This is a genomic window from Paenisporosarcina sp. P4_D4, from assembly GCF_056401835.1.
Genome location: NZ_JBFUIO010000162.1, coordinates 1 through 3,733, shown reverse-complemented (window position 1 = coordinate 3,733; position 3,733 = coordinate 1). Strand labels below are relative to the sequence as shown.

Below are 3,733 nucleotides of genomic sequence, written 5' to 3'. Positions count from 1 at the left end.
AAACTAACCTGTCCCGTTTGTTTAAGAAGAAAAATACTTTACCCGTAAAGCACTTGTGACTATCTCTATCTTTTCAAAAGATAAAAAATTATAGCCAATATTACCTGAATTAAGGGAACAAATTTTGCCCAAGGAAATGGCGGATAACCACTAAAAAACCAAGCATCGGGATACAGTAAAATTGCACTTATCAACATCCAAATCCAAGAACGTTTTATAAGTGAATAGACAAAAGTAATGACTGATGCTAGAAGTAATGGATAAAACAAACCTAATGTACCCAACAAGACGCCGATAATTCCTTCCAAATAATAACCTCCATCAATTATCTCTTTAGCTTCATAAAGAAACCTGCCCCCGTTAGTTGAAAAACAAAAGACCAAACTTAATCAATTTTTACATTTAACACATTACCATATATTTGATAAAAATCCTTTTATTATTAAAATTGAGCAAGAAAAAAGCACCGCTAAAAGCAATGCTAATTTATATGTTAATATGACGCTATTTGCCGATTTATTTTAACTTTTGTACCAGTAAACTGTACGGGTTAATGATAAATCGCCTCGCCCTTTTTATTTCTGTTGTCTCATACGAACATGTGGCTAGCGCAAAGGTACGATATACAACAGCAAGTTTAACGGAGCATTCATTTTTGAAGCGATTGCGTAAAGTGGGTCTCCACTTTTGCAAATGCCTGTTGTAAATCTTCTATTAAATCATCTGAATGCTCAAGTCCAACAGACAAACGCAGTAAGGAATGAGTGATTCCCATCTTTTCACGTTCCATTTCAGGAATGACTGAGTGAGTCATGGTTGCCGGGTGCTGAATCAATGTTTCCGCGTCTCCCAAACTTACAGCAATCTTGATAAGCTTAAGAGAATTCATTAAATATTGAGCAACTTCTTTCCCACCGTGAATTGTAAATGAAATCAACCCACTACCGGCTTTCATTTGCTTCTTAGCAATTTCGTATTGTGGGTGGTCTGGATCAAACGGATAATAAATCTCATTCACAATTGGTGAAGATTTAAAGAATGACAACAGTTTCGATGCATTGTCTGAATGGCGATCCATTCGAACATGAAGCGTTTTTAATCCTCTGATGATCAGCCAAGCATCAAACGGTGAGATAATTCCACCAACGTCTTTTTGGACCGTCATACGAAGATTCATCATATCCTCTGCATCTTTTCCAACCAACAATCCTGCAATCACATCCCCGTGGCCATTGATGTATTTGGTTGCACTATGCAACACATAGTCCGCACCGAAATCGATAGGATTTTGTATATAAGGCGATGAAAATGTATTATCCACAATTACTTTCAATCCATGTTTTCGAGCGACTCTCCCAACCAGTTCCAAATCCACAATTTCCATTGTTGGATTGATTGGTGTCTCAACATATAAACAAACCGTTTCAGGACGAATCGCCGCTTCAATTTCCTGTTCACTCGACATCGAACTGAAACTATGTGAAATATTGTATTTTTCATTCATCATTTCAAGTAACCCAAACGTACAACCATATATCCCTCTCGAACAAAGGATATGATCCTCTGTTTTCGTAACATGAATCAACACTGCACTGACAGCGGCCATCCCGGACCCAAATGCCAATGCGCTTTGTCCATTCTCAAGTTCAGCCATGCGCTCTTCCAAAACTCTTACAGTTGGATTTCCTAACCGTGAATAGATATTGCCCACTTCTTCACCAGCAAAACGTTTTTCTCCTTGTTCCGCCGTTGAAAAAGCAAATGTAGATGTTTGATATAAAGGTACGGACAAACTGTCGTGATGAATTGAAGTGTCAAATCCTTTATGAACGACTGCCGTTTCTTTTTTCATCTTTTTATTTTCCATAATAAGCACCCCTTTTATGTAAACGCTTTCATCCCATTCATACCTATCCTACTCGATTCCATCTTTTTTGAAAAGGTCAACTACCCAATCGAATCATTAAATTGTCAAGGTAACGTCTTGACATAAGTATAGGAAATCGATACAATGGAGGATGTGTAAAATAAAAGCAGCAGTTGTATGGTCTTATTCGTTTCATTTTATTCCTCCAAACTTTTTGGATGGGGTATCGTGTAACCCTTGGCTGCGAGGGCGAGGATACATGAAAATAAAATGACAGTTTGATTGATACATCTGGTCTTATTTTACAACAAAATAAAACCACTTAAAGGAGGAGTCTCTCATGGCTCGTTATACAGGTCCAGCATGGAAACTGTCTCGTCGTCTTGGTTTATCACTAAGCGGCACAGGTAAAGAATTAGAAAAACGCCCTTACGCACCAGGACAACACGGTCCTAACCAACGCAAAAAAATCTCGGAATACGGTTTACAATTACAAGAGAAGCAAAAGCTTCGTCACATGTATGGTGTAAACGAACGTCAATTCCGTACACTTTTTGATAAAGCTGCTAAAATGCCTGGTAAATCTGGTGAAAACTTCATGATTCTTCTTGAAACTCGCCTTGATAACGTAGTTTACCGTTTAGGTCTTGCACGCACTCGTCGTGGAGCTCGTCAATTAGTTAACCATGGCCACGTAATGGTTGATGGAAAACGCGTAGATATTCCTTCATTCCGTCTTAAAGCAGGTCAAGAGATTTCACTTCGTGAAAAATCTCAAAACCTTGATATCGTTAATGAGTCTATGGAAGTAAACAACTTCGTTCCAGAATACTTATCTTTCGATGCAGACAAAAAAGTTGGTCAATTTGTTCGCCTTCCAGAGCGTAGCGAATTATCAGCTGAAATCAACGAATCATTAATCGTTGAGTTCTACTCTCGTTAATTAAAACGAGTAGTAAATAGCGATTATAAAACCCCTAGAAACCTTGATATATCAAAGGTTCTAGGGGTTTTTTTTACTCTGGTTAGTAGAATTTTGTATTCTCCCCCAATAGAAGCACCATTTATCAAACGATTATAAGTTTGAAGCACCTGAATCTGCTACTGTAATTGACAAGGAAATTGCAAAAAAAATATTTCCAGATATTTTTGACACAGATGATAAATCCGGATTGGTACCTTTAGCTAAACTTAATCCAATCGCACCTGGAATATTTTAAAAAAACGGTTTATTAATATACGCAAGTTCTTTTTTGTAATGTGCGTAAAATATAAAAACGCTATTCTTTCCAATTATTTCAGAAAGAATAGCGTCTTTTTCGTTATATAAAGGTAATTGTGTCTTACTTAAACCAGCATGAGACACACACATTTTGATTATTAGAGAATTTAAATGCTAAGCTGAGATTTGCAATTCTTTTAAAATATCTTGCAGTGTCTTTCCGTCAACTTGTTGGATAGGTACCGGTGGATTGTCAGCTTCTTGGTTTTGTTTTAGATAGTTTCTTTCAACCCAATACATATCATTTGCATCCACAATTCCGTTAAAGTTAATATCCGCAGCTCTGTTATTTGTATTCCAAGCCTGTTGGATGGCTAGTGCATCCTGGATATCAATCACATTATCTTGATTCACATCGCCAGCAACAGCATACTCATGAAAGACTGCTCCCATACCACTATAGTATTGAAGAAACTGTCCCAAAATGATTCCATTCTTCTCTACCCCCATTTGAATTTGTCGTTTCATCATAAAATGTCCTGGCAATTTCATTTCCCAAGTGAATAGTTTGTCAGTAATTGGAAGTTTGGAAATGCGGTAATCTCCAGTTTTACCAATTGTCGATGTGCCATCAAACACAGTGC

Annotated in this window: 4 protein-coding genes; 1 reads left to right on the top strand and 3 read right to left on the bottom strand. The window is 37.3% G+C overall.

The features are described from left to right. Nucleotides 1-65: 65 nt before the first annotated feature. Nucleotides 66-308 carry a hypothetical protein gene (locus AC1DSL_RS16315; protein ID WP_477532997.1) on the bottom strand — a complete coding sequence of 81 codons (243 nt, stop codon included), beginning with the start codon at nt 306-308 and terminating at the stop codon, nt 66-68. A 341-nt stretch (nt 309-649) separates the two neighbouring features. Then, nucleotides 650-1,867: a methionine gamma-lyase gene (gene megL, locus AC1DSL_RS16310; protein WP_477532996.1), complete on the bottom strand. Its 1,218-nt coding sequence runs from the start codon at nt 1,865-1,867 to the stop codon at nt 650-652. 340 nt (nt 1,868-2,207) lie between these two features. Here megL and rpsD point away from each other — a divergent pair, with 340 nt between their 5' ends. Then, on the top strand, nt 2,208-2,810 hold the full coding sequence (gene rpsD, locus AC1DSL_RS16305) for a 30S ribosomal protein S4 (RefSeq protein WP_016426616.1): 603 nt from the start codon (nt 2,208-2,210) through the stop codon (nt 2,808-2,810). A gap of 453 nt (nt 2,811-3,263) precedes the next feature. Here rpsD and AC1DSL_RS16300 read toward each other — a convergent pair. Beyond that, a partial coding sequence (locus AC1DSL_RS16300; RefSeq protein ID WP_477532995.1) for a dockerin type I domain-containing protein occupies nt 3,264-3,733 on the bottom strand: 470 nt, incomplete at its 5' end.